The organism is Cyanobium sp. T1B-Tous, assembly GCF_024345475.1.
Lineage (GTDB): Bacteria > Cyanobacteriota > Cyanobacteriia > PCC-6307 > Cyanobiaceae > Cyanobium_A.
In genome coordinates, this window is record NZ_JAGQBE010000013.1 from 22524 (window position 1) to 40859 (window position 18336).

Below are 18336 nucleotides of genomic sequence, written 5' to 3' on the forward strand. Positions count from 1 at the left end.
TGACGGGGGCCGGCGTGCCGTGCTGGGGATGGTGGCCAGCGCCCTGAGTTTCTCCCTGATGGGGGTGTGCGTGAAACAGGTGGGCGGGCGTATCCCCGCTGCCGAGGTGGTCCTGGCCCGGGCGATTGTCAGCGTGGCCCTGAGCTGGTGGCTGCTGCGCCGCGCCGGAGTGCCGCCCTGGGGGCAGCGGCGCGGACTGCTGGTGTGGCGCGGGGTGATCGGTACGGCCGCCCTGCTCTGTGTGTATGCGGCCCTGGCGGCCCTACCCCTGGCCTCCGCCACGGTGCTGCAGTACCTCTACCCCCCGTTCACCGCCCTGCTGGCCTGGTTGATGCTGGGGGAGCGCATCGGCAAGCGGGTGCTGGCCGCCATGGCCCTCGGTTGGGCCGGGGTCTTGCTGGTGGCCCAGCCCGGCAGCAGCATGGCCCTCGCCTGGCAGCCGGTGCTGATCGCCGTGGCAGGGGCCCTGTTCACGGCCCTGGCCTACGTGAGTGTGCGCTCCCTCGGCCAGAGCGAGCATCCCCTGGTGATCGTGTTCTATTTCCCGCTCGTGGCCCTGCCCTTGAGCCTGCCGCTGGTGGCGCTCCATCCGGTGCTGCCGACCCCTGGGGAGGTGGCCTGGCTGATTGGGGTGGGGGTGTTCACCCAGCTGGGCCAGGTGTACCTCACCCGCAGCCTCACGGCCCTGCCGGCGGCCCGGGCCACGGCGATCAGCTATGTGCAGGTGGTGTTCGCGGGGGGCTGGGGTTGGCTGCTGTTCGGAGAGACCATCGATGGAGCCACGATCGCCGGCGCAGCACTGGTGTTGGCGGCCACCCTGGTGAGCCTCAGTCACCGCCAGCCGGTGCGCTGATCTGCTCGGCATGGGCCACCACCCGACGGCAAAACTCCAGCAGCTCCTCCGGGGTCATGTCGTGCTTGGCGTCGTTGGTGCGCCAGGCGCAGATCACAAAATTGGGCTCGGGACTCCCCGAGGGTTGACTGGGAGTGGGAAGCAGCGCGAACCGTCGCTTGTGTTCCGCGCCGCCGGCTTCAGCCTGCTTGGGGTCATAGCTGCCGATCAGGTGCCAGTCGAGTTGTTCACCGGTCCAGTGGTCGCGGCCGCCTGAGGCCAGCACGGCCTGGTGAATGGCGAGCCGGTACTGCTGCACGTTGCCGCTACCACCGCGTTTCTGATCGCGCTTGCACAGGGTGACCGCCTTGCGCTGCACCCAGCCCGGATAGGTGCGGGCCACGCTGTCGGGCAGCCAGGGCGGGGGGCTGGTCTCCATGGCCTGAGTCTTGCGGTTCACCGCCAACCTGGCCAGCCCTGGGCTTCCGGCCTAGAACGCAAGCAACGACCGTTCTGGAGCGATCCCATGCGCCATGCCGTTCTGCTGCCAGCGCTGTTGGCGGCGATGTCAGGGCTCCTAGCCCTGCCCTGCCGGGCAGGCGGCGCCATCGGGCAATCGAACGTGAGCCAGGCGGAAGCGATCCGCAGTGCCACGGTGGGCATGCTGCCCGGAGAGGTGATCACCTCCAGCAACTGCACCGAAAACATGGTGGATGGCATCACGCTGTACAGCTGCGAGGTGCAGTGGGGAGCACCACCGGCCCCCTGAACCGAGATCAGCCCTTGAGGGGGAGGGGGTCCGTGATCCAGGCCTGCACGCCGGGGCTGGCGGTGAGCGCATCGCCACGGGGGCGGGCCAGGCGCCAGCTTTGGCCCCGTTCCCCCCGCTCCAGGTAGAGCTCGAAGGGGCTGTCAACCCGAATCGGATCGCCGGCCAGACGCCAGTCGAACTGACCCACCACCCGCAGACCCTTCGCCTCGCCGATGGGCACCGACTCCTGCTGGGACACCCGCACCCGGCTCACCTCGGGGGTTCCACCGGAGTCCAGGGCGAGGGCCTCGGCAATGGCCCCCTGGGTGAGCTGGATCTGCAGCTCCAGGGCCTGCAGCAACACGGAACGCGGCGGCTGACCGACGCCACTGCATCCGGCCAGAGCCAGGGGCAACACCACCATCACGGGCAAGAGCCAGCCCAACAGCCGGCGCCACCAGACGGGAGTCCAGGTTGGGGGCGAATTGGGCTGGGCATCGCTGGGCAGGGCGGGCACGATGGGGAACCTTTCACTGCTCCCATGATCGGCTGGCTGCAAGGGCAACTCACCCACCCCTGGCAGCAGGACAAACGGTTCGGCCTGATGCTGGTCTGCCAGGGGGTGGGCTACGACGTCCAGGTGACCCAGCGGCAATGGCAGCAACTGCCTGGGGAAGGCAGTGCCCTGAGCCTGCACATCCACCACGCCATCCGCGACGACGCCTGGCTGCTCTACGGGTTTGGCGAACGCCACGAGCGGGACCTGTTCCGCGAACTGGTGGCCGTGACGGGCGTGGGGCCCCAGATGGGCCTGGGCCTGCTCGGGGCGATGGACCCGGGGGAATTGGTGCAGGCGATCGTGCAGGCCGACCTGCGCCGCCTCTGCCAGGCACCCGGGGTGGGCAAGCGCACCGCCGAGCGACTGGCCGTGGAATTGCGCACCCGGCTGCAACAGCGGTTTCTTGGCCAGCTGGAGGAGCAGGAGGACTCAGATCCCCTGGCAGACCTCTCCCTGCTGCCGGCCTCAGGCCGCGATGAGGTGCACCTCACCCTGGCGGCCCTGGGCTACGAAGCCCTGGAAATCCACCGCGCCCTACGGGCCGTGGCGGTGGGGAGCTTGGCGGCTGGGGCGCCCGCGGAAGACTGGATCCGGGAATGCCTGCGCTGGCTATCCCGCCAGGTCGCCTGATCCGATCCCCCCTGACCACTGGGCGGTATGGTGGTCGCTTGCACCGTAGGTCCCCAGCCCGGGCCCAGCCTGCGCTTCACTCCCCAGCCCATGCCGCTCACCACCACCAAAAAGCAGGAACTGATCAACGGTCACCAGACCCACGGCACCGACACCGGCTCCGTGGAAGTGCAGGTGGCCATGCTCAGTGAGCGGATCAGCCAGCTGACGGGCCATCTCCAGAAGAACAAGCACGACTTCTCCTCCCGGCAGGGCCTGCTGAAGATGATCGGCCGCCGCAAGCGCCTGCTCGGCTACCTCAACGGCATCAGCAAGGAGCGCTACAGCGCCCTGATCGCCAAGCTCGGCATCCGCGGCTGACCGGAGCATTCATGGCCGGCAAGGGCATTCAAGGTCGTGCTCCAGCCGGCAAGGCCAAGCGCCAACCACCGGGGCAACCCGCACGCCCCTCCGCCAAACAGCGCAGCACGGGGCAGCAGGTGATTCCTGATGCCGTCGCCAACCGCATGGCTCGGCGCATCGCCATTGGCACGGGCATCCCCACCGTGATGGGGATGGGCGTCTTTGTGGGCAGCTACCTCCTGGTGAGCCGTCAGATTGTGGACGTCCCCACCGGAGTCACCCTGGCGGCATCAGGAGCCTGTTTTTTTCTGGGCGTGATGGGCCTGAGTTTCGGCGTCCTCTCCGCCAGCTGGGAAGACAAGCCAGGAACCCTGCTTGGCACCGAGCAGATCGGCGTGAACATCAGCCGGCTGCGCAGCTCGATCAAGAGCATGCGCAATGGCGGCAATGGCCCCCAGGCCTGATCAGGCGGCCAACAGCGGGGAACTGATCCGGGCCTGAAAATCGGCCGCCGTGAGCGTGTCGAGGGCGGCGCCCACATCTCCCACGCAGAACTGGGGACCAAGCCGAACGAAACGGGTTTGGTCGGCCTGATGAACCAGGGCCACCACCGGCACCCGATGGCCGGCCTCCTCCTGGGGGGGCTTGTGGCGGTGCAGGCACTCCCGCAGCCTGTGCTGGATGGCAATGTCAGCCGCCTGATCGGCCGGCAAATCAACCATCAGCAACTGCAGATCATCGATGGAGCGGCAGTCGTCGACGATGAGCTGCACCCGATCATCGCGGCGGTCGACAGAGGCCCACACCAGCAGCCGGGCATCCACCATCAGGTGGTCGGCCAGGCGCGCGTAGCTCTTGGGGAACACCACGGCCTCACAGCTGCCGGTGAGATCCTCCAGCTGCAAGACGGCCATCCGATCGCCCTTTCGGGTGGTGACCTGGCGGATTTCGGGCACCATCACCACCGCACTCACCTTGGCCTTGTCCGCCATCTCCTCGAGTTGGCCCAGGGCGATCGGTGAGAGCAGCTTCACCTGCCGGGCCAGCTGCTTGAGGGGGTGGTCCGAGAGATAGAAGCCCACCAGCTCCTTCTCCAACCGCAGTTTCTCGGTGGGCGGGTAGTCGGGCACCGGCGCTGCCTTCGGGGCCGTGCTGAGGTCGGCTGCCGCGGGGCCCGCGGGGTCGCTGGCGGCGGCACCAGCAAGCAGATCGAAGAGATTGCCTTGACCGCTGGCACGGTCCTTGGCCCGGGACCTGGCCCAGTCGATCACCAGATCGAGGTCGGCCATCAACTGGGCACGGTTGGCCCTGGGCTCGAGGGCATCGAGGGCACCGGAATGGATTAGGGCCTCCATGGCCCGGCGGTTGAGCTGCTGACCCGGGATGCGATCACAGAGTTCCGCCAGGCTGTCAAAGGGACCATCCGCCAGGCGGCACTCGATCAACTGCCGAATCGCCCCATCCCCGAGATTGCGCACGGCCGAGAGGCCGAAAAGGATGCGATCACCAACGGGTGTGAAATCGATGCCGGAGGCATTCACATCTGGAGGCATCACCTCGATGCCCATGGCGTTGCAATTGGCGATGTAACGCTGCACCTTGGCGCTGTCGCCGGCATTCACGGTGAGCAACGCCGCCATGTAGGCCACCGGATAGTGGGCCTTGAGGTAGGCGGTTTGATAGGTCACTGCCCCGTAGGCGGTGGAGTGGCTTTTGTTGAAGCAGTATTCAGCAAAGAGCACCATCTGTTCAAACAGAGCTTCCGCAACCCGTGCCTCCACTCCCCTTTCGGTGGCACCACTCACGAAGAGGCTTTGGTGCTTCTCCATCTCGCTTTTCTTCTTCTTGCCCATCGCCCGCCGCAACAGGTCGGCTTCACCCAGGGAGTAGCCAGCCAGATCCTGGGCAATTTTCATGATCTGCTCCTGGTAGACCATGATCCCGTAGGTCTCCTTGAGGATCGGCTCCAGCTTTTCGTGGGCGACGTCAATCGCTTCACGACCATGCTTGCGATTGATGAATTTGGGAATCAGACCCGCGTCCAAGGGGCCTGGTCGGTACAAGGCCAAAATGGAGGAAATATCTTCCAGGGACGAAGGTTTGAGGTCGCGCACGATCTGGCGCATGCCGCTGGATTCCAACTGAAAAATTCCCTCGAGATCACCGCGGGCCAATAGGGCGTAGGTGCCCTCATCGTTGAGAGGAAGATCATCGGGATCCACTCTCACACCGCTGCTCTGCTCCACCAGATCGACGGTCTTATCGATCATGGTGAGGTTTTTCAGACCCAGGAAGTCCATCTTCAGCAGGCCCATCGACTCCACGTCTTCCATGAAGTACTGGGTGATCACCTGGCCGTCGTTGTTGCGCTGCAGGGGCACCAATTGATCGAGGGGCTCGGCGGCAATCACCACACCGGCGGCATGCACGCCAAAGGTCTTGTTGGTTCCCTCGATGCGCATGGCCATATCCACCCAGCGCTTGACCACTGGGTCTTTCTCATACTTCTCGCGAAACTCAGGCGCCGGCGATTCGGCGCCGATCATCTCCTTGAGTTTGGCGGGTTTGCCCCGCACCACGGGAATCAGCTTGGCCAGCCGATCGGCATCGCCATAGGGAATGTCGAGCACCCGTGCCACATCCTTGAGCACGGCCTTCGAGGTCATGCGGTTGAAGGTGATGATCTGGGCTACCTTCTCTTCGCCATAGCGCTGGGTGACGTAGTCGATCACCTCGCCACGGCGCTCGATGCAGAAGTCGGTGTCAATATCCGGCATCGACTTGCGCTCCGGGTTGAGAAAGCGCTCAAAGAGCAGCCCATTGGTAACCGGGTCGATATTGGTGATGCCAAGGGCGTAGGCCACCAACGAGCCCGCCGCCGATCCCCGGCCAGGCCCCACCGGAATGCCGTTCTCCCGCGCAAACCGGATGTAGTCCCACACCACGAGGAAGTACGTGGGGAAGCCCATCTGCTCCATCACCTGCAGCTCAAAAGCCAGGCGCTCCCCATACTCCGGCTCAAACGGCACAGCGCTGTCCAGGTGCAGGCGATCCCGCAGGCCCAGTTCCGCCACTTCGGTGAGATAGCTCACCGGGGTGTGGCCCGCGGGAATGGGGAAACGGGGCATCTGGTAGCGGCCGAGGATGTCATAGGCCTCCACCTTCTCGGCTACACGGGCGGTATTCGCCACCGCCCGAGCAATCACGGTCTCGGGCAGGTGATCACCAAACAGGGCCAGCATCTCAGCTTCGCCCTTGATGTATTCGGTGCCGGTGTAGCGCAGCCGTTTCTCATCGCTGATCAGCTTGCCGGTGAGCACGCAGAGCAGCGCGTCGTGGGCCTCCACATCGTTGGCGCTGAGGTAGTGGGCGTCGTTGGTGGCGATCAGCTCAATGCCCAGCTCCGCGCCGATGCGGGCGATCTCGGTGTTAACAATGCGATCTTCAATGCCGCCATGGTCCTGGATCTCCAGGTAGAAGTCGTCGCCGAAGGTCTGCTGATACCAACCGGCCACCTCCCTGGCCACCTCGGGCCGCCCCCTCAGGATGGCCTGGGGAATCTCACCCCCCAGGCAGGCGGTGGCCACGATCAGCCCTTCGCTGTACTGGGCCAGCAGCTGCTTGTCGATGCAGGCCCGGGCAAAGATTCCCCGGCCACGCATGCCGCGAAGGTGGCTGATGCTGGTGAGCTTCACCAGGTTGCGATAGCCCACCGCATTCTTGGCCAGCACCACCAGGTGGTAGCGCTTCTCTTTTTTCTGCTGGGGATCATCAATGGAGCCATTGATGACATACATCTCGTTGCCGATGATCGGCTTGATTCCAGCCTTGGTGCAGAGCTTCAGCAACTCGATGGCGCCGTACATGACGCCGTGGTCGGTGAGGGCCAGGGCTGGCATGCCGAGCGCAACGGCCCGCTCCACCATGGCCGGCAGCTGACTGGCCCCATCCAGGAGGCTGTAGTCGCTGTGGTTGTGGAGTGGAACGAAGGCCAAGGAGCGAGACGGCCGGGGGGCGCCAAAGGCTGGTTCAGGCTAGGCGACGACGCAAGATCCAGTGTGCTGGCCCACAGGAAACGCAGAACATGCACCAGATCTAGGGCTCGCCTAGGGAACCAACTCAGCTGTGGGGCGAGCCTCCATGACCCGGGCCGCCTGCTCGTAGTGGTGGGCCACCTGGAGCAGACGCGGCTCCTCCAGCACGCCCGTGATCAGCTGCAGACCGATGGGCAGACCCTGCAGGTCGAAGCCGCAGGGAAGGCTGATTGCCGGCAAACCGGCCATGTTGGCGGGAATGGTCAGCAGGTCGGCCAGGTACATGGCGAGGGGGTCCTCCGCATGGGCACCAAAGCCAAAGGCGGTGGTGGGGGAGGTGGGCGTCAGCAGCACATCGACCGCCTCGAACGCCCGGTCGAAGTCGCGGCGGATCAGGGTGCGAACCTGCTGGGCTTTCTTGTAGTAGGCATCCACGTACCCGGCTGAGAGGGCGTAGGTGCCGATCAGGATGCGGCGCTGCACCTCATCGCCAAAGCCCTCCGCCCGGCTGCGGGCCGTCATCTCGGCCAGGCTGGCCGCATCCGGCGAGCGGTAGCCGTATTTGACGCCGTCGTATCGGGCCAGGTTGGCCGACGCCTCCGATGGGGCGATGACGTAGTAGGTGGCGATGCCATCGTTGAACCGGGGGCAACTCACCTCCACCAGCTCGCAGCCCAGGGCTTCCAGCTGGGCCGCCGCCGCCATCACCGACGCCTTCACCTGGGGATCGAGCCCTTCGGCCTCGAAGCACTCGCGCACAATCCCCACCCGCAGCCCAGCCACCGGCTGCTGCAGGGCGGCGCGGTAGTCGGGCACCGGGGCCTTGAGGCAGGTGGCATCGCGGGGGTCAGCGCCGGCGATCACCTGCAGCAGTTCGGCCGCATCGGCCACGCTGGTGGTGAAGGGACCCACCTGGTCGAGGGAGCTGGCGAAGGCCACCAGGCCGTAGCGACTGACGCGGCCGTAGGTGGGCTTCAGACCGACCACACCGCAAAAGGCAGCGGGCTGGCGAATCGAGCCGCCGGTGTCGGATCCGAGGGAGGCCAGGCACTCGCCGGCGGCCACCGCGGCGGCACTGCCACCGGAGCTGCCACCGGGCACTTTGTCCGGATTCCAGGGGTTGCGGCTCGGGCCAAAGGCCGAGGTCTCGGTGGAGCTGCCCATGGCGAACTCGTCGAGATTGGTCTTGCCGAGCAGCACACCGCCGGCCTGCCAGAGGCGCTCGGTGACCGTGCTCTCGTAGGGAGGCACGAAGTGCTCCAGCATCCGGCTGGAACAGGTGGTGGCCACCCCCTTGGTGCAGAGGTTGTCCTTGATGGCCAGGGGAATTCCCGCCAGGGCAGGCAGGGCTTCACCGGCAGCCCGGCGGGCATCGATGCGATCGGCATCGGCCCGGGCCCGCTCCGCCGTCACCTCCAGAAAGGCGTGGACGGTGGAATCCACCGCAGCAATGCGGGCCAGGTGGTGATCCGTGAGCTCCCGGGCCGACACGTCGCCCCTGCTCAGTTGATCACGCCATTCGGCGATCCCCATCCACCCGATTGCCAGTTGGTCTGGACGCTATCAGCCGACCCTCATCCACCGAACTCGGTGAGGGGTTCACCCCGCCGGGTGCGCAGCACCCGGTGCTCCAGGGATCCAGGAGATTCGGCCTGAATGTCGGCCAGGAAGGCAGGCAGGTGGCTGTCGAGCGTGCCACGACGCACGAAGGGGCCAAACCAGTAGACCGCATCGGGAGAATGCGTCTCCACCCGCGCCCACCAAGCCAGGCCCAGACCATTGGCGCAGCTGCGCACGGGCCACAGCAAGGGATTCATGGGGCGGGGGCAGGAATGCCTGCATTCTGCCCGGCCCGAGGGCCGGAAGGTACGGAGAGGCTCACAACTGAATGTCTCCCCAGAACCCGGGAGCGCGCGCCGGGCTCAGGCCCAGGTCCACCTCGGAGTCCACTGGGACATCGGCTGGGGGGGGTGCCGTGGGCTCGCCCAGCACCATCGGCTCCACCGACTCCTCCGGTTCGGCTTCAACATCGATCTCCGGCTCGGTGATGGGGCCCAGGGAGGCCATCCCCTCGACCTCCATCCCATCGACCTCTATCCCATCAACCTCGGTATCGGGAGCGCTGGCCGAGGCGGCCGGAGCAGGGAGCTGGGGCCTCACGAGCCGCGGGGCCGGCTGGGATCCGCTGAGCCCCTTCATCCAGCCACGACGCGCCACCTCATAGAGGAGTAGGGCGGTGGCCACGGAGGCGTTGAGGCTGGGGGTCGCCCCCCGCAGGGGAATGCGCACCAGCTGGTCGCAGTTGCGACGGGTCAGCATGGAGAGTCCATCACCCTCCGAGCCGGTCACGATCACCAGTGGCCCTTCCAGATCCACCTCTTCCAGGCTGACGGTGCCCTCCGCCGCCAGGCCCACAATCCGATACCCCTCCTGCTTGAGGGTGTCGAGGGCGCGGTTGAGGTTGACCACGCGGGCGACGGGAAGGTGCTCCAGGGCGCCGGCCGCCACCTTGGCGACCGAGCCGGTGAGACCAGCACTACGGCGTTGGGGCAGCACCAATCCATGGGCACCGAGGGCCTCGGCGCTGCGCACGATGGCCCCCAGGTTCTGAGGGTCCGTGAGGCCGTCTACCGCCATCAGCAGCGGGGGTTCGCCGATGCTGGCGCACCCCTCGATCAGGGTTGGGAGGTCGAGGGTCTCAGCGGCAGCGGTTTGCAGGGCGATGCCCTGGTGCACCGCACCACCGGTGAGTTGTCCCAGCCGCGCCCAGGTGACCTCCTCCACCAACACACCGGACGACTTCGCCTCCCGCAGCAATTGCAGAAATTTGGGGCTGAAGCGCATCTCCGGCGTGCACCACACCCGGTGAATCGGCCGGCCACTCTCCAGGGCGGCCTGGGCCGGGTGGCGTCCCCAGATCAGGTCCGTGCTGGGGTCAACGCTGTGGCGCTCGGCCTCACCAGAGGGCGGGAGGCTGTCGGCATCCACGATCAGGGGCTTGGGCGCGAAGCGGCCCGGGCCCCCACGGGAACCTTCAAACCGAGATCCTTCAAACCGGGATCCTCCAAAACGGCCCCCTTCAGAACGGCCCCCGGTGGGGCGGCCTCCCTCGAATCGGCGCCCCTGGGGACGGCCACCCCCGAAGCGGCTTCCGTCCGGGCGCCCCCGCTCAAAGCGGCCCCCCTCCGGACGACCGCGCTCAAAACGGCCTGCCTCAGGACGACCTGCATCGGGACGGCCTGCATCGGGACGGCCTGCCTCAAACCGGGGCCGCTCGGGCCGGCCACCCTCAATCCGACGGACATCGGGCCGGCGGCCCACGGGACGGCCCCCATCCCCGCGACGGGCCTGGGGCCTCCGGTCGTAGGGCTTGCTGTCGAGCGGAGGGCGTTCGCCCCGGCTGCTGGATCGATCACTACTCCCCTCCCGGCGCGGCTGCTCGCCATCGCGTCGCCATTCGGGCTTGGGACCACTGAAGCGGGGGGGGCGTCCAGCCCCGCGGCCCCCGGCCCCCGTCCGCTTGTCCGGACGGCGTTCAAATCGTGGGCTCATGGCGTTTCCCGCTGGTTATGGATCGATCTCCTTCAAGTGATCTAGCAGCTCGGCCAACCGGGGCGGGTCGTGGAGAAACAGCCAGCCGAGCAAAGCCTCGAAGCCGGTGGCCTGGCCATAGGCCGCCGCGTCCCCCCGACGGGGGCCCCGTCCGGCCCGGTTTCGCCCCCGCCGCACCAGGTCCCGTTCGGCCTCGTGGAGCACCGAATCGAGGCATTCCAGCGCCTTGGCCTGGGCATCGGCGCGCACCGCCTGCACCACCTCCTGATGGAGGGTCTGGGACCGGGCGGGCCGCCGACAGCGCTGCAACCGCTGGTGCAGTTCCCACACCGCATCCCCCAGCCAGGCGAGCTGGACGGGGCCCAGGTCGCCGCTGGGGGGCTGGCGAGGCAACCCGGTCAGCCAGCTGGTTGCGGCCCCGGAGCCACCGTCAACCCGCTCAGGCAGCGAGGTTGCCAAGGGCGGTGTCGAGATCGGGCTGGAGATGCAGGAAGTCCTCGAGGCGCACCAGTTTCACGGTCTGCACCACCCGGGCATTGCCCACCACCAGAAACTGTTGCTGGTCGGTGTTGCACTGCTTGGCCAGCTGCACCAGGGCCCCCAGGCCAGAGGAGTCGATGAAGTCGATATGGCTCAGATCGATCACCAGGGGCTGCCCCATCCCGCGGTGGGAGGCGATGAAGTCACCAAACTGCTTATCGGAGTAGGCATCCAGCTGGCCGGTGAACCGGAACAGCTGGCAGTGGGCCTGCTGCTCGAAGCCCCCTCGCAGGGACACCGTCAATCGCTGCAGGTCTTGAATGGCTCCAGCCCTCGATCCGTTCTGGGCCGAAGTGTAGAGAGCAATTTTGTCGCTGCAGCAGTCGCAACAAAACTGCGACAGCACGCCAACCCATCGGGGCCAAGCTCAGCGGCGTGAGGCCATCAGGGCCGTGAAGCGGGCGAAGTGGTGATCGGCGTCGTGGGGTCCCGGACTGGCCTCCGGGTGGTACTGCACCCCGAAGACCGGGGCGTGCCGCATCTCCAGGGCAGCCACGGTGCGGTCGTTGAGATTGAGGTGGGTCACCCGCACCCGATCGGCCGGCAACGACTCCGCGTCCAAGGCAAAACCATGGTTCTGGCTGGTGATCTCCACCTGGCCAGGGCTGCCGCAGGGATGGTTGAGGCCGCGATGGCCGTAGCCGAGCTTGAAGGTGCGTCCGCCGAGGGCCAGGCCGAGGATCTGGTGCCCGAGGCAGATGCCGAACACCGGCAGGTCGTTCTGGGCCAGCAACCCCCGGGCCAGGTCGATGCCACTGCTGACGGCAGACGGATCTCCAGGGCCGTTCGAGAGGAACACCCCCTCGGGGCTATGGCTGAGCACCTGGTCGAGGCTGGCATCGGCCGGCAACACCGTGACGTCACAGCCGTGGGCCACCAAGCGCTCCAGGATGGCCCGCTTGATGCCGAAATCGATCGCCACGACGCGGTAAGGGCGTTCGGGGTTGACCTGCAGCCGGGTGTCGAAGCTGGCTCCGCAGGTCTGGGACCAGTGGTAGGGCTCGCGGGTCGTGACCTGGGCCGCCAGGTTGAGCCCCTGCATCGAGGGGGCCGAGCGCACCTGGGCAAGCAGCTCTGCCGGCGGGGTGCCGTCGGTGCTGATGGCCCCGTTGAGGGCACCACCCTCCCGCAGGTGCCGCACCAGGGCCCGGGTGTCGACGGACCGGATGCCGACCACCCCGTGCTGGGTCAACCAGGCCTCCAAATCGCCTTGCGAGCGCCAGTTGCTGGCCCTTGGGGACAGCTGGCGGGCAATGACGCCACGCACATGGGGACGGTCAGCCTCCTGATCGTCCGGATTCACGCCGGTATTGCCGAGCTCGGGATAGGTGAAGGTGACCAGCTGACCGGAGTAGCTGGGGTCCGTCATCACCTCCTGATACCCGGTCATGCCGGTGTTGAAGACCACCTCCCCGATGGCCGTGCCGCGGGCGCCAAAGGCCTCCCCCCGCAACACCGTGCCATCGGCCAGCACCAACAGGGCAGTGGCAGAGGGCTCGCTCACGGGATCCAGCACAGTTGGGGCGATCATCCCGCAGCGGGGGCGGGCAAGGCGACGCGGAGGCGCTCCAGGGCGCTCCAGGCCTGGCCAGAGGCCAACGCTTGGCGGGCCTGATCCAGTCCCTCCGCCACGCTGTCGGCCCGGCCAGCCGCCCACAGCACCAGGGCCGCATTCAGGGCCACCACATCGGCTTGGGCCTGGCTTCCGCGACCCTGGAGCACCGCCTCGAGAATCGTTCGATTGGCGGAGAGATCCCCCCCGGCCAGCGCTTCGATCGGGGCCCGTTGCAAGCCCAGGGCCTCCGGATCAAGCTGGTCGGCCCGTACCGAGCCGGCCTCCACCAGGCGCAGGGCATTCACCCCGGCCAGGGAAGCCTCATCGAGGCCCCCATGGCCGTGCACCACCACGGCCCGGCGCAGACCGAGGCGAGCCAGGGCCTCGGCCATGGGATCGAGCAGGTCGGCCCGGGCCACACCCAGCACCTGGGCATCGGGGCGCAGGGGGTTCACCAGGGGGCCGAGCAGGTTGAACACCGTGCGCACGCCGAGGGTGCGCCGCAGGGGGGCCAGACCCACCAGGGCCGGATGCCAGCCCGGGGCGAACAGAAAGGTGAGCCCCGCCTGGGGCAGGGCCGCCACCACCTGCTCCTGGGGAGCGAGGAGATGAATGCCCAGGGCTTCGAGCACGTCCGCCGATCCCACCCGGCCACTGGCACTGCGGTTGCCGTGCTTGGCCACATGGGCTCCACAGGCGGCGGCCACAAAGGCCACAGCGGTGGAGATGTTGAAGCTGTCGGCCCCATCACCGCCGGTGCCGCAGGTGTCGACCAGGTCGAGGTCAGGCCGGGCCCCGGGCAAGGGGCAGGCCTCACGCAGCACCTGGGCCATGGCGGCCAGTTCCACGCCGTTGACGCCCTTGGCACGCAGGGCGGCCAGCAGGGCTCCGGTGAGCACGGGATCAATCTGCTCGTCCAGCCAGCCCCGCATCAGGGCCGTGGCCTGCTCCTCCATGAGCGGCGTGCCGTTGAGCAGTTGCTCCAGCAGGGCAGGCCACGATTGGGCTTGGAGCATGGCAGGAGGTTTCAGAGGGCAGTGACGAATCCGGGGGCCAGCAAGGGGGGCCAGTAAAAAGCCCGGGTGCAAAGCACGCCGGGCCGGGTGATGGGGACGCTTCCACTATCACCCGAAGAGGGTGAAATTGGCGATGCCCAGGGGACATTTCGTTTAGGCCTGCTCCTGATCGGCGGTGTCGAAGCTGGATCCGACGGCCTCGGCCGCCACCGGCGCGGGCCGATACCCCCCCTCCCAGATGCTGCGGGTGCGCGCGTGCAGGTCCTGCCGCGTCAGGCCCCACAGCCGCAGGGCCTTGGCGAGATCGGCGCTGAGGTCGTGGGCCCCGGGAAATCCCTCGTAGCGCATCAGCAGCCGGGCCGCATCCACGAGGTGATCGTCCGCCGGCACCTCGGCGGCGAGCAGGCGATCCACCACATCCCGATCAATGGCATAGAGAGGATGACTCTGGTCGGGGTTGCCGGTGTCCATGGCAGGGCCGCTCGGGGCCCCCAGCCTGCCGGAAAAGCCGCTCCCTAGGTTGGGGGTTCCTGTGAACCCGGCCCCGATGGGTGCCATCCGGCTGGATCTGATTGGCCGCTACCTGCGGCCCCACCGCAAAGTGGTGCTGCGGGGCATGGCGGCCCTGGTGGTGGTGAACCTGCTGAGCGTCTCGATTCCGCTGCTGGTGCGGCAGGTGATCGACGACCTCCAGGATGGTTTTGCCCTGCGGGACGTGCTCGCCCAAGCGGGATTGATCGTCGCGCTGGCCACGGCGATGGGGGCCGTGCGGCTCTACTCCCGCATGCAGGTGTTTGGGGTGGGCCGGCAGGTGGAGGCCGACCTCAAGCAGCAGATCTTCGATCACCTGCTGCTGCAGGAACCCGGCTGGGTGCAGACCACCGGCAGTGGCGAGGTGATCAGCCGGGCCACCAGTGATGTGGAAAATGTGCGGCGCCTGCTCGGCTTCGCCGTGCTGAGCCTCACCAACACCGCGCTGGCCTACGCCCTCACGTTGCCGGCCATGCTCGCCATCGACCCCTGGCTGAGCCTGGCAGCGGTGGGGCTCTATCCGGTGATGCTGATGGTGGTGCGGCTGTTCGGCGGTCGCATGATGCGCCAGCAGCGGCGCCAGCAGGAGGCCCTTGCCTCCCTCAGCGACCTGATCCAGGAGGACCTCTCCGGCATCAGCGCCATCAAGATCTACGGCCAGGAAGCCACCGAGGAGCAGGCCTTTGCGGGACGCAACCGCGTCTATCGGGATGCGGCCCTCAACCTGGCGCGCACCCGCAGCACGCTGTTCCCCCTGTTGGAAGGCATCTCCTCGATCAGCCTGCTGCTCCTGCTCGCCTTGGGTAGCGGCCAGCTGGAGAGCGGTCGACTCACGATCGGCGACCTGGTGGCCCTGATTCTGTTTGTCGAACGGCTGGTCTTCCCGACGGCCCTGCTGGGCTTCACCCTCAACACCTTCCAGACTGGGCAGGTGAGCTTGGAGCGGGTCGAGGAGCTGCTGCGGCGGCAACCCCTGGTGGTGTCTCCCCGGGTCCCCCAGGCCCCCGGCCAGCCCAGCCGCGGGGCGGTGGAAGCCCGTGGGCTCACGGTGCGATACCCCAATGCCCCCAGGCCAGCGCTGGTGGACGTGAGCTTTGCGCTGCAACCGGGGGAACTGGTGGCGGTGGTCGGACCGGTGGGCTGCGGCAAGACGACCCTGGCCCGGGCCCTGGGCCGCATGGTGCAGGTGGATCCTGGCCAGTTGTGGCTCGACGGCGTCGACATCACCACCCTGGATCTGGCCGACCTCCGCGGCCGGGTTGGGCTGGTGCCCCAGGAGGGCTACCTGTTCACCGCCAGCCTGGCGGACAACCTGCGCTACGGCGAACCGGAGGCGCCGCTGGAGCGGGTGCGCGAAGCGGCGCGCCAGGCCCGGCTGGACGGGGACATCAAGGGCTTTCCGGACGGCTACGACACCCTGGTGGGTGAACGGGGAATCACCCTCAGTGGCGGGCAACGCCAGCGCACGGCGCTGGGCCGGGCCCTGCTGGTTCAGAGCCCCCTGCTGGTGCTCGACGACGCCCTGGCCAGTGTGGACAACACCACCGCCGCCGAAATTCTGCGCAGCATTCGGGAGGAGCGCTCCCGCCAGGAGACCTCAGCCCAGCACGACGGTCGCACGATCTTGATGATCAGCCACCAGCTCTCGGCCGCTGCCGCCTGCGACCGGGTGCTCGTGCTCGAAGACGGCCGGCTGGTGCAGGAGGGGACCCACAACGACTTGCTCACCCAGCGGGGCACCTATCAGCGCCTCTGGGATCGGGAACAGGCCACCGAGCAGCTGAAAGCTGCGGGCTGACCGCGGCAGCTGAAAGCTGCGGGCTGATCGAAGCAGCTGAAAGCTGCGGGCTGATCTCAACACTTGTTGAGCAGTTCGGACAAGCCCCGGCGCCGGGGCTTAGGTGGAGTCAGTACCCCCGCCCAAGTCCTGCGCCATGGAGCCCGCTGCCCCATTCACCGGCTGGCCGTACCGGCTGCGCTGCACCCTGACCTTCGGCGACATCTACGGCCAGATCCTGATCTGGATGTTGGTGATCTTCGCGAGCCTGGCGGCGGGCCTGGCCCTGATGGGAGCCAGCAAGCCGATCTTCGCCCTGGTGGGGGTGGGCTTGATCCTGGTGCTCTCCCTGCCCTTCCTGCTCTTTGCCTTCACCACCACCCTGCTGAACCACATCGCCTTCGAGCCCGACGCAGCCGCAAAAGAGGCCACCTAGGCTCGGATTTCTTCAGCAGAGGGCCTGTGTTCGGGCTGTTTCAGACCGCTCCCCAGACCCAGTCCACCCATGCGGTGCTGGGAACAGCGATTGATGCCCCGGTCCGGGAGGGTCAGGGCGAAGCGGTGTTCGGCTGTGGCTGTTTCTGGGGGGCTGAAAAGGGGTTCTGGCGCCTGCCCGGGGTGGTGACCACCGCGGTGGGCTACGCCGGGGGCTCCCTGGACAAGCCCACCTACCAGCAGGTCTGCTCCGGCAGCACGGGCCACAGCGAAGTGGTGCGGGTGGTGTGGGACACCACGCGGATCGACTTCAGCGACCTGCTGAAGCTGTTCTGGGAGTGCCATGACCCCACCCAGGGCAATCGCCAGGGCAATGATCGCGGCAGCCAGTACCGCTCGGTGATCTACGTGGACGATCCGGCCCTGCTCGCCCAGGCCCAAGCCAGCCAGGCGGCCTATCAGGTGCTGCTGGGCCAGGCGGGCTACGGCCCCATCACCACGGAAGTCCTCACCCACCAGACCCTCTGGTACGCCGAGCCCTATCACCAGCAGTACCTGGCCAAACCGGGCAGCCGTCCCTATTGCTCCGCCCAGCCCAGCGGCCAGAGACTGGGCTCCTTCGACGGGGCGGCCTACAAGCTCGATCCCCGGGTGTGGGAGGCCTACGACTGGACGGTGGCCCACTGCGTGCTGCGGGGTGACAATGCCCCCATCCAGCTGGCCTAAGCGATGCCGGTGTTGCCCCTCCCACCCCTCCTGCCACTCCTGGCCTCCCAGTTGCTTTCGCTGCAACCGCTGGGTCCCAGCTCCCTGGCGATGGGATCCCCCTGGTGGGAGGACTACGGCATCACCGAACAGTTCCTCTGTCCCGATCAACGCCGGGTGACCCTCGAGCGCAATGACGCCCAGGCCTCGCTGATCGCCGGCAGGTTCCGCTCCACCCTGTTCCGGGAAGCCTCCGACCTGCCCGGCCTGCGCTACCGGAATGAGCAGATGACCCTGATCCTCAAGGGAGACGTGCTGACCATGGAGCAGCTGTCACGTCGGTTGGAGTGCCTCCGCACCGAGCAGGTCTGAGCGATGTCTCCGTTGCCCGATCGGGTGGTGATTCTGGGATTGCTGATCACCCTGGGCGTCTGCTTCGCCCTGGTGTTCTGGAGCGTCAAGCTGAACCCGCGGCCCGAACCCCAGCTGCAGTGGCGTGAGGGTCCCTCGGCCCAGGTCGGGGGCTGGCAACCTGGGGCCAGCCCTGCCCTGCTGTGACTGAGCCCGATCGACCGAAACGCGCGGTGAGCCAGCCAGGGGGGAATCCCCGGCAGCTGCACCCCCTGCCGAAGGGGCTCGTGGAGCTCTACGGGCTGCTGGCGGTGCTGTTTGTGCTGGTGCCGGAGTGGATGGCGGGCGGGGCCCTGCTGGGCTTCACGGGCAGTCGCCAGGGGTCCAACCTGCCAGCGGAGGCCGCCGCCTGGCAAAAGCTGCCCGAGTTGCGGCTGGCCGGCATGGCCGTCGCCGAGCTGAGGCTGTTGGCCCGCCAACTGCGCATTCCGGGCTACGCCAGGCTCAACCGGGACCGGCTCACCGGTGTGCTGATTCGCCGGCTGAAACGGCGCAAAGCGTTGTGATAGCTTCCTTCTGCCGGGGCGTAGCGCAGCTTGGTAGCGCACCACTTTGGGGTAGTGGGGGTCGCAGGTTCAAATCCTGTCGCTCCGATTTCAAGATCCGGCTGTTCCGTCAGCACCTCCCCACCGCCCTCCCCAGGGCGGTTTTTTTGTGACGACGTCA

At 67.4% G+C, this 18336-nt stretch carries 22 protein-coding genes and 1 tRNA gene; 12 read left to right on the forward strand and 11 right to left on the reverse strand.

Annotation, left to right across the window (positions count from 1 at the left end):
• The first annotated feature begins 28 nt into the window (after nt 1-28).
• Nucleotides 29-853, forward strand: a complete 825-nt coding sequence (locus KBY71_RS05085) for a DMT family transporter (protein WP_254927880.1) — start codon at nt 29-31, stop codon at nt 851-853.
• Here KBY71_RS05085 and KBY71_RS05090 read toward each other — a convergent pair.
• A complete protein-coding gene (locus tag KBY71_RS05090; protein ID WP_254927881.1) occupies nt 828-1271 on the reverse strand; it encodes a hypothetical protein in 444 nt (147 codons plus the stop codon). The two genes, KBY71_RS05085 and KBY71_RS05090, sit on opposite strands and share 26 nt — an antisense overlap.
• An 87-nt stretch (nt 1272-1358) precedes the next feature.
• Between KBY71_RS05090 and KBY71_RS05095 the strand changes: the two genes are divergently transcribed.
• Complete coding sequence (locus KBY71_RS05095; RefSeq protein WP_254927882.1) at nt 1359-1601, forward strand: hypothetical protein; 243 nt, start codon at nt 1359-1361, stop codon at nt 1599-1601.
• 7 nt (nt 1602-1608) lie between these two features.
• Here KBY71_RS05095 and KBY71_RS05100 read toward each other — a convergent pair whose 3' ends face one another.
• Nucleotides 1609-2100 carry a hypothetical protein gene (locus tag KBY71_RS05100; protein ID WP_396095072.1) on the reverse strand — a complete coding sequence of 164 codons (492 nt, stop codon included), beginning with the start codon at nt 2098-2100 and terminating at the stop codon, nt 1609-1611.
• Between the two features lie 24 nt (nt 2101-2124).
• Here KBY71_RS05100 and ruvA point away from each other — a divergent pair, with 24 nt between their 5' ends.
• From ruvA to KBY71_RS05115, 3 genes are all read left to right on the forward strand, one after another.
• Nucleotides 2125-2772: a Holliday junction branch migration protein RuvA gene (ruvA, locus tag KBY71_RS05105; protein WP_254927883.1), complete on the forward strand. Its 648-nt coding sequence runs from the start codon at nt 2125-2127 to the stop codon at nt 2770-2772.
• A 90-nt stretch (nt 2773-2862) separates the two neighbouring features.
• Nucleotides 2863-3132 carry a 30S ribosomal protein S15 gene (gene rpsO, locus KBY71_RS05110; RefSeq protein WP_094559543.1) on the forward strand — a complete coding sequence of 90 codons (270 nt, stop codon included), beginning with the start codon at nt 2863-2865 and terminating at the stop codon, nt 3130-3132.
• A gap of 11 nt (nt 3133-3143) precedes the next feature.
• A complete protein-coding gene (locus KBY71_RS05115) occupies nt 3144-3578 on the forward strand; it encodes a PAM68 family protein (protein ID WP_254927884.1) in 435 nt (144 codons plus the stop codon).
• Here KBY71_RS05115 and KBY71_RS05120 read toward each other — a convergent pair whose 3' ends face one another.
• From KBY71_RS05120 to KBY71_RS05160, 9 genes are all read right to left on the reverse strand, one after another.
• Nucleotides 3579-7109: a DNA polymerase III subunit alpha gene (locus KBY71_RS05120; RefSeq protein WP_254927885.1), complete on the reverse strand. Its 3531-nt coding sequence runs from the start codon at nt 7107-7109 to the stop codon at nt 3579-3581.
• Between the two features lie 111 nt (nt 7110-7220).
• Nucleotides 7221-8681 (reverse strand): Asp-tRNA(Asn)/Glu-tRNA(Gln) amidotransferase subunit GatA, encoded by a 1461-nt coding sequence (gene gatA, locus KBY71_RS05125; protein ID WP_254927886.1) that lies wholly within the window; start codon nt 8679-8681, stop codon nt 7221-7223.
• A gap of 41 nt (nt 8682-8722) precedes the next feature.
• Complete coding sequence (locus KBY71_RS05130) at nt 8723-8965, reverse strand: DUF1816 domain-containing protein (RefSeq protein ID WP_254927887.1); 243 nt, start codon at nt 8963-8965, stop codon at nt 8723-8725.
• 61 nt (nt 8966-9026) lie between these two features.
• Nucleotides 9027-10700, reverse strand: a complete 1674-nt coding sequence (rlmB, locus tag KBY71_RS05135; protein ID WP_254927888.1) for a 23S rRNA (guanosine(2251)-2'-O)-methyltransferase RlmB — start codon at nt 10698-10700, stop codon at nt 9027-9029.
• 15 nt (nt 10701-10715) lie between these two features.
• On the reverse strand, nt 10716-11102 hold the full coding sequence (locus KBY71_RS05140; RefSeq protein ID WP_254927912.1) for a ribonuclease III domain-containing protein: 387 nt from the start codon (nt 11100-11102) through the stop codon (nt 10716-10718).
• A gap of 37 nt (nt 11103-11139) precedes the next feature.
• Nucleotides 11140-11484, reverse strand: coding sequence for an STAS domain-containing protein (locus KBY71_RS05145; RefSeq protein ID WP_254927889.1), 345 nt, complete (start codon nt 11482-11484; stop codon nt 11140-11142).
• 123 nt (nt 11485-11607) lie between these two features.
• Nucleotides 11608-12771 carry a glutamine-hydrolyzing carbamoyl-phosphate synthase small subunit gene (gene carA / locus KBY71_RS05150; protein WP_254927890.1) on the reverse strand — a complete coding sequence of 388 codons (1164 nt, stop codon included), beginning with the start codon at nt 12769-12771 and terminating at the stop codon, nt 11608-11610.
• Entirely contained in the window at nt 12768-13811 is a 1044-nt protein-coding gene (trpD, locus tag KBY71_RS05155; protein ID WP_254927891.1) for an anthranilate phosphoribosyltransferase, read from the reverse strand. The genes carA and trpD overlap by 4 nt, the downstream gene beginning before the upstream one ends.
• 153 nt (nt 13812-13964) lie before the next feature.
• The gene (locus KBY71_RS05160) at nt 13965-14282 is read right to left on the reverse strand and encodes a DUF3288 family protein (protein ID WP_254927892.1); all 318 of its coding nucleotides are present in this window, start codon (nt 14280-14282) and stop codon (nt 13965-13967) included.
• A gap of 76 nt (nt 14283-14358) precedes the next feature.
• Between KBY71_RS05160 and KBY71_RS05165 the strand changes: the two genes are divergently transcribed.
• The 7 genes from KBY71_RS05165 to KBY71_RS05195 all read left to right on the forward strand — a co-directional run bounded on the left by KBY71_RS05165 (nt 14359) and on the right by KBY71_RS05195 (nt 18264).
• Nucleotides 14359-16140: an ABC transporter ATP-binding protein gene (locus KBY71_RS05165; protein WP_254927893.1), complete on the forward strand. Its 1782-nt coding sequence runs from the start codon at nt 14359-14361 to the stop codon at nt 16138-16140.
• A 136-nt stretch (nt 16141-16276) separates the two neighbouring features.
• Nucleotides 16277-16555, forward strand: coding sequence for a hypothetical protein (locus KBY71_RS05170; RefSeq protein ID WP_254927894.1), 279 nt, complete (start codon nt 16277-16279; stop codon nt 16553-16555).
• Nucleotides 16556-16581: 26 nt separating this feature from the next.
• Complete coding sequence (msrA, locus tag KBY71_RS05175) at nt 16582-17280, forward strand: peptide-methionine (S)-S-oxide reductase MsrA (protein ID WP_254927895.1); 699 nt, start codon at nt 16582-16584, stop codon at nt 17278-17280.
• 3 nt (nt 17281-17283) lie between these two features.
• Nucleotides 17284-17631 carry a hypothetical protein gene (locus tag KBY71_RS05180; RefSeq protein ID WP_254927896.1) on the forward strand — a complete coding sequence of 116 codons (348 nt, stop codon included), beginning with the start codon at nt 17284-17286 and terminating at the stop codon, nt 17629-17631.
• 3 nt (nt 17632-17634) lie between these two features.
• A complete protein-coding gene (locus KBY71_RS05185) occupies nt 17635-17817 on the forward strand; it encodes a hypothetical protein (RefSeq protein WP_254927897.1) in 183 nt (60 codons plus the stop codon).
• A 26-nt stretch (nt 17818-17843) separates the two neighbouring features.
• Nucleotides 17844-18176, forward strand: a complete 333-nt coding sequence (locus KBY71_RS05190; RefSeq protein ID WP_254927898.1) for a hypothetical protein — start codon at nt 17844-17846, stop codon at nt 18174-18176.
• A gap of 14 nt (nt 18177-18190) precedes the next feature.
• Nucleotides 18191-18264, forward strand: a tRNA-Pro gene (locus KBY71_RS05195).
• Nucleotides 18265-18336 lie beyond the last annotated feature (72 nt).

Bases quoted from the DNA above. Each gene is read 5' to 3' on its own strand.
- KBY71_RS05085 (WP_254927880.1), top strand. From the start codon at position 29: ATGGTGGCCAGCGCCCTGAGTTTCTCCCTGATGGGGGTGTGCGTGAAA.
- KBY71_RS05090 (WP_254927881.1), bottom strand. From the start codon at position 1,271: ATGGAGACCAGCCCCCCGCCCTGGCTGCCCGACAGCGTGGCCCGCACC.
- KBY71_RS05095 (WP_254927882.1), top strand. From the start codon at position 1,359: ATGCGCCATGCCGTTCTGCTGCCAGCGCTGTTGGCGGCGATGTCAGGG.
- ruvA (WP_254927883.1), top strand. From the start codon at position 2,125: ATGATCGGCTGGCTGCAAGGGCAACTCACCCACCCCTGGCAGCAGGAC.
- rpsO (WP_094559543.1), top strand. From the start codon at position 2,863: ATGCCGCTCACCACCACCAAAAAGCAGGAACTGATCAACGGTCACCAG.
- KBY71_RS05115 (WP_254927884.1), top strand. From the start codon at position 3,144: ATGGCCGGCAAGGGCATTCAAGGTCGTGCTCCAGCCGGCAAGGCCAAG.
- gatA (WP_254927886.1), bottom strand. From the start codon at position 8,681: ATGGGGATCGCCGAATGGCGTGATCAACTGAGCAGGGGCGACGTGTCG.
- KBY71_RS05130 (WP_254927887.1), bottom strand. From the start codon at position 8,965: ATGAATCCCTTGCTGTGGCCCGTGCGCAGCTGCGCCAATGGTCTGGGC.
- rlmB (WP_254927888.1), bottom strand. From the start codon at position 10,700: ATGAGCCCACGATTTGAACGCCGTCCGGACAAGCGGACGGGGGCCGGG.
- carA (WP_254927890.1), bottom strand. From the start codon at position 12,771: ATGATCGCCCCAACTGTGCTGGATCCCGTGAGCGAGCCCTCTGCCACT.
- trpD (WP_254927891.1), bottom strand. From the start codon at position 13,811: ATGCTCCAAGCCCAATCGTGGCCTGCCCTGCTGGAGCAACTGCTCAAC.
- KBY71_RS05160 (WP_254927892.1), bottom strand. From the start codon at position 14,282: ATGGACACCGGCAACCCCGACCAGAGTCATCCTCTCTATGCCATTGAT.
- KBY71_RS05165 (WP_254927893.1), top strand. From the start codon at position 14,359: ATGGGTGCCATCCGGCTGGATCTGATTGGCCGCTACCTGCGGCCCCAC.
- KBY71_RS05170 (WP_254927894.1), top strand. From the start codon at position 16,277: ATGGAGCCCGCTGCCCCATTCACCGGCTGGCCGTACCGGCTGCGCTGC.
- KBY71_RS05180 (WP_254927896.1), top strand. From the start codon at position 17,284: ATGCCGGTGTTGCCCCTCCCACCCCTCCTGCCACTCCTGGCCTCCCAG.
- KBY71_RS05185 (WP_254927897.1), top strand. From the start codon at position 17,635: ATGTCTCCGTTGCCCGATCGGGTGGTGATTCTGGGATTGCTGATCACC.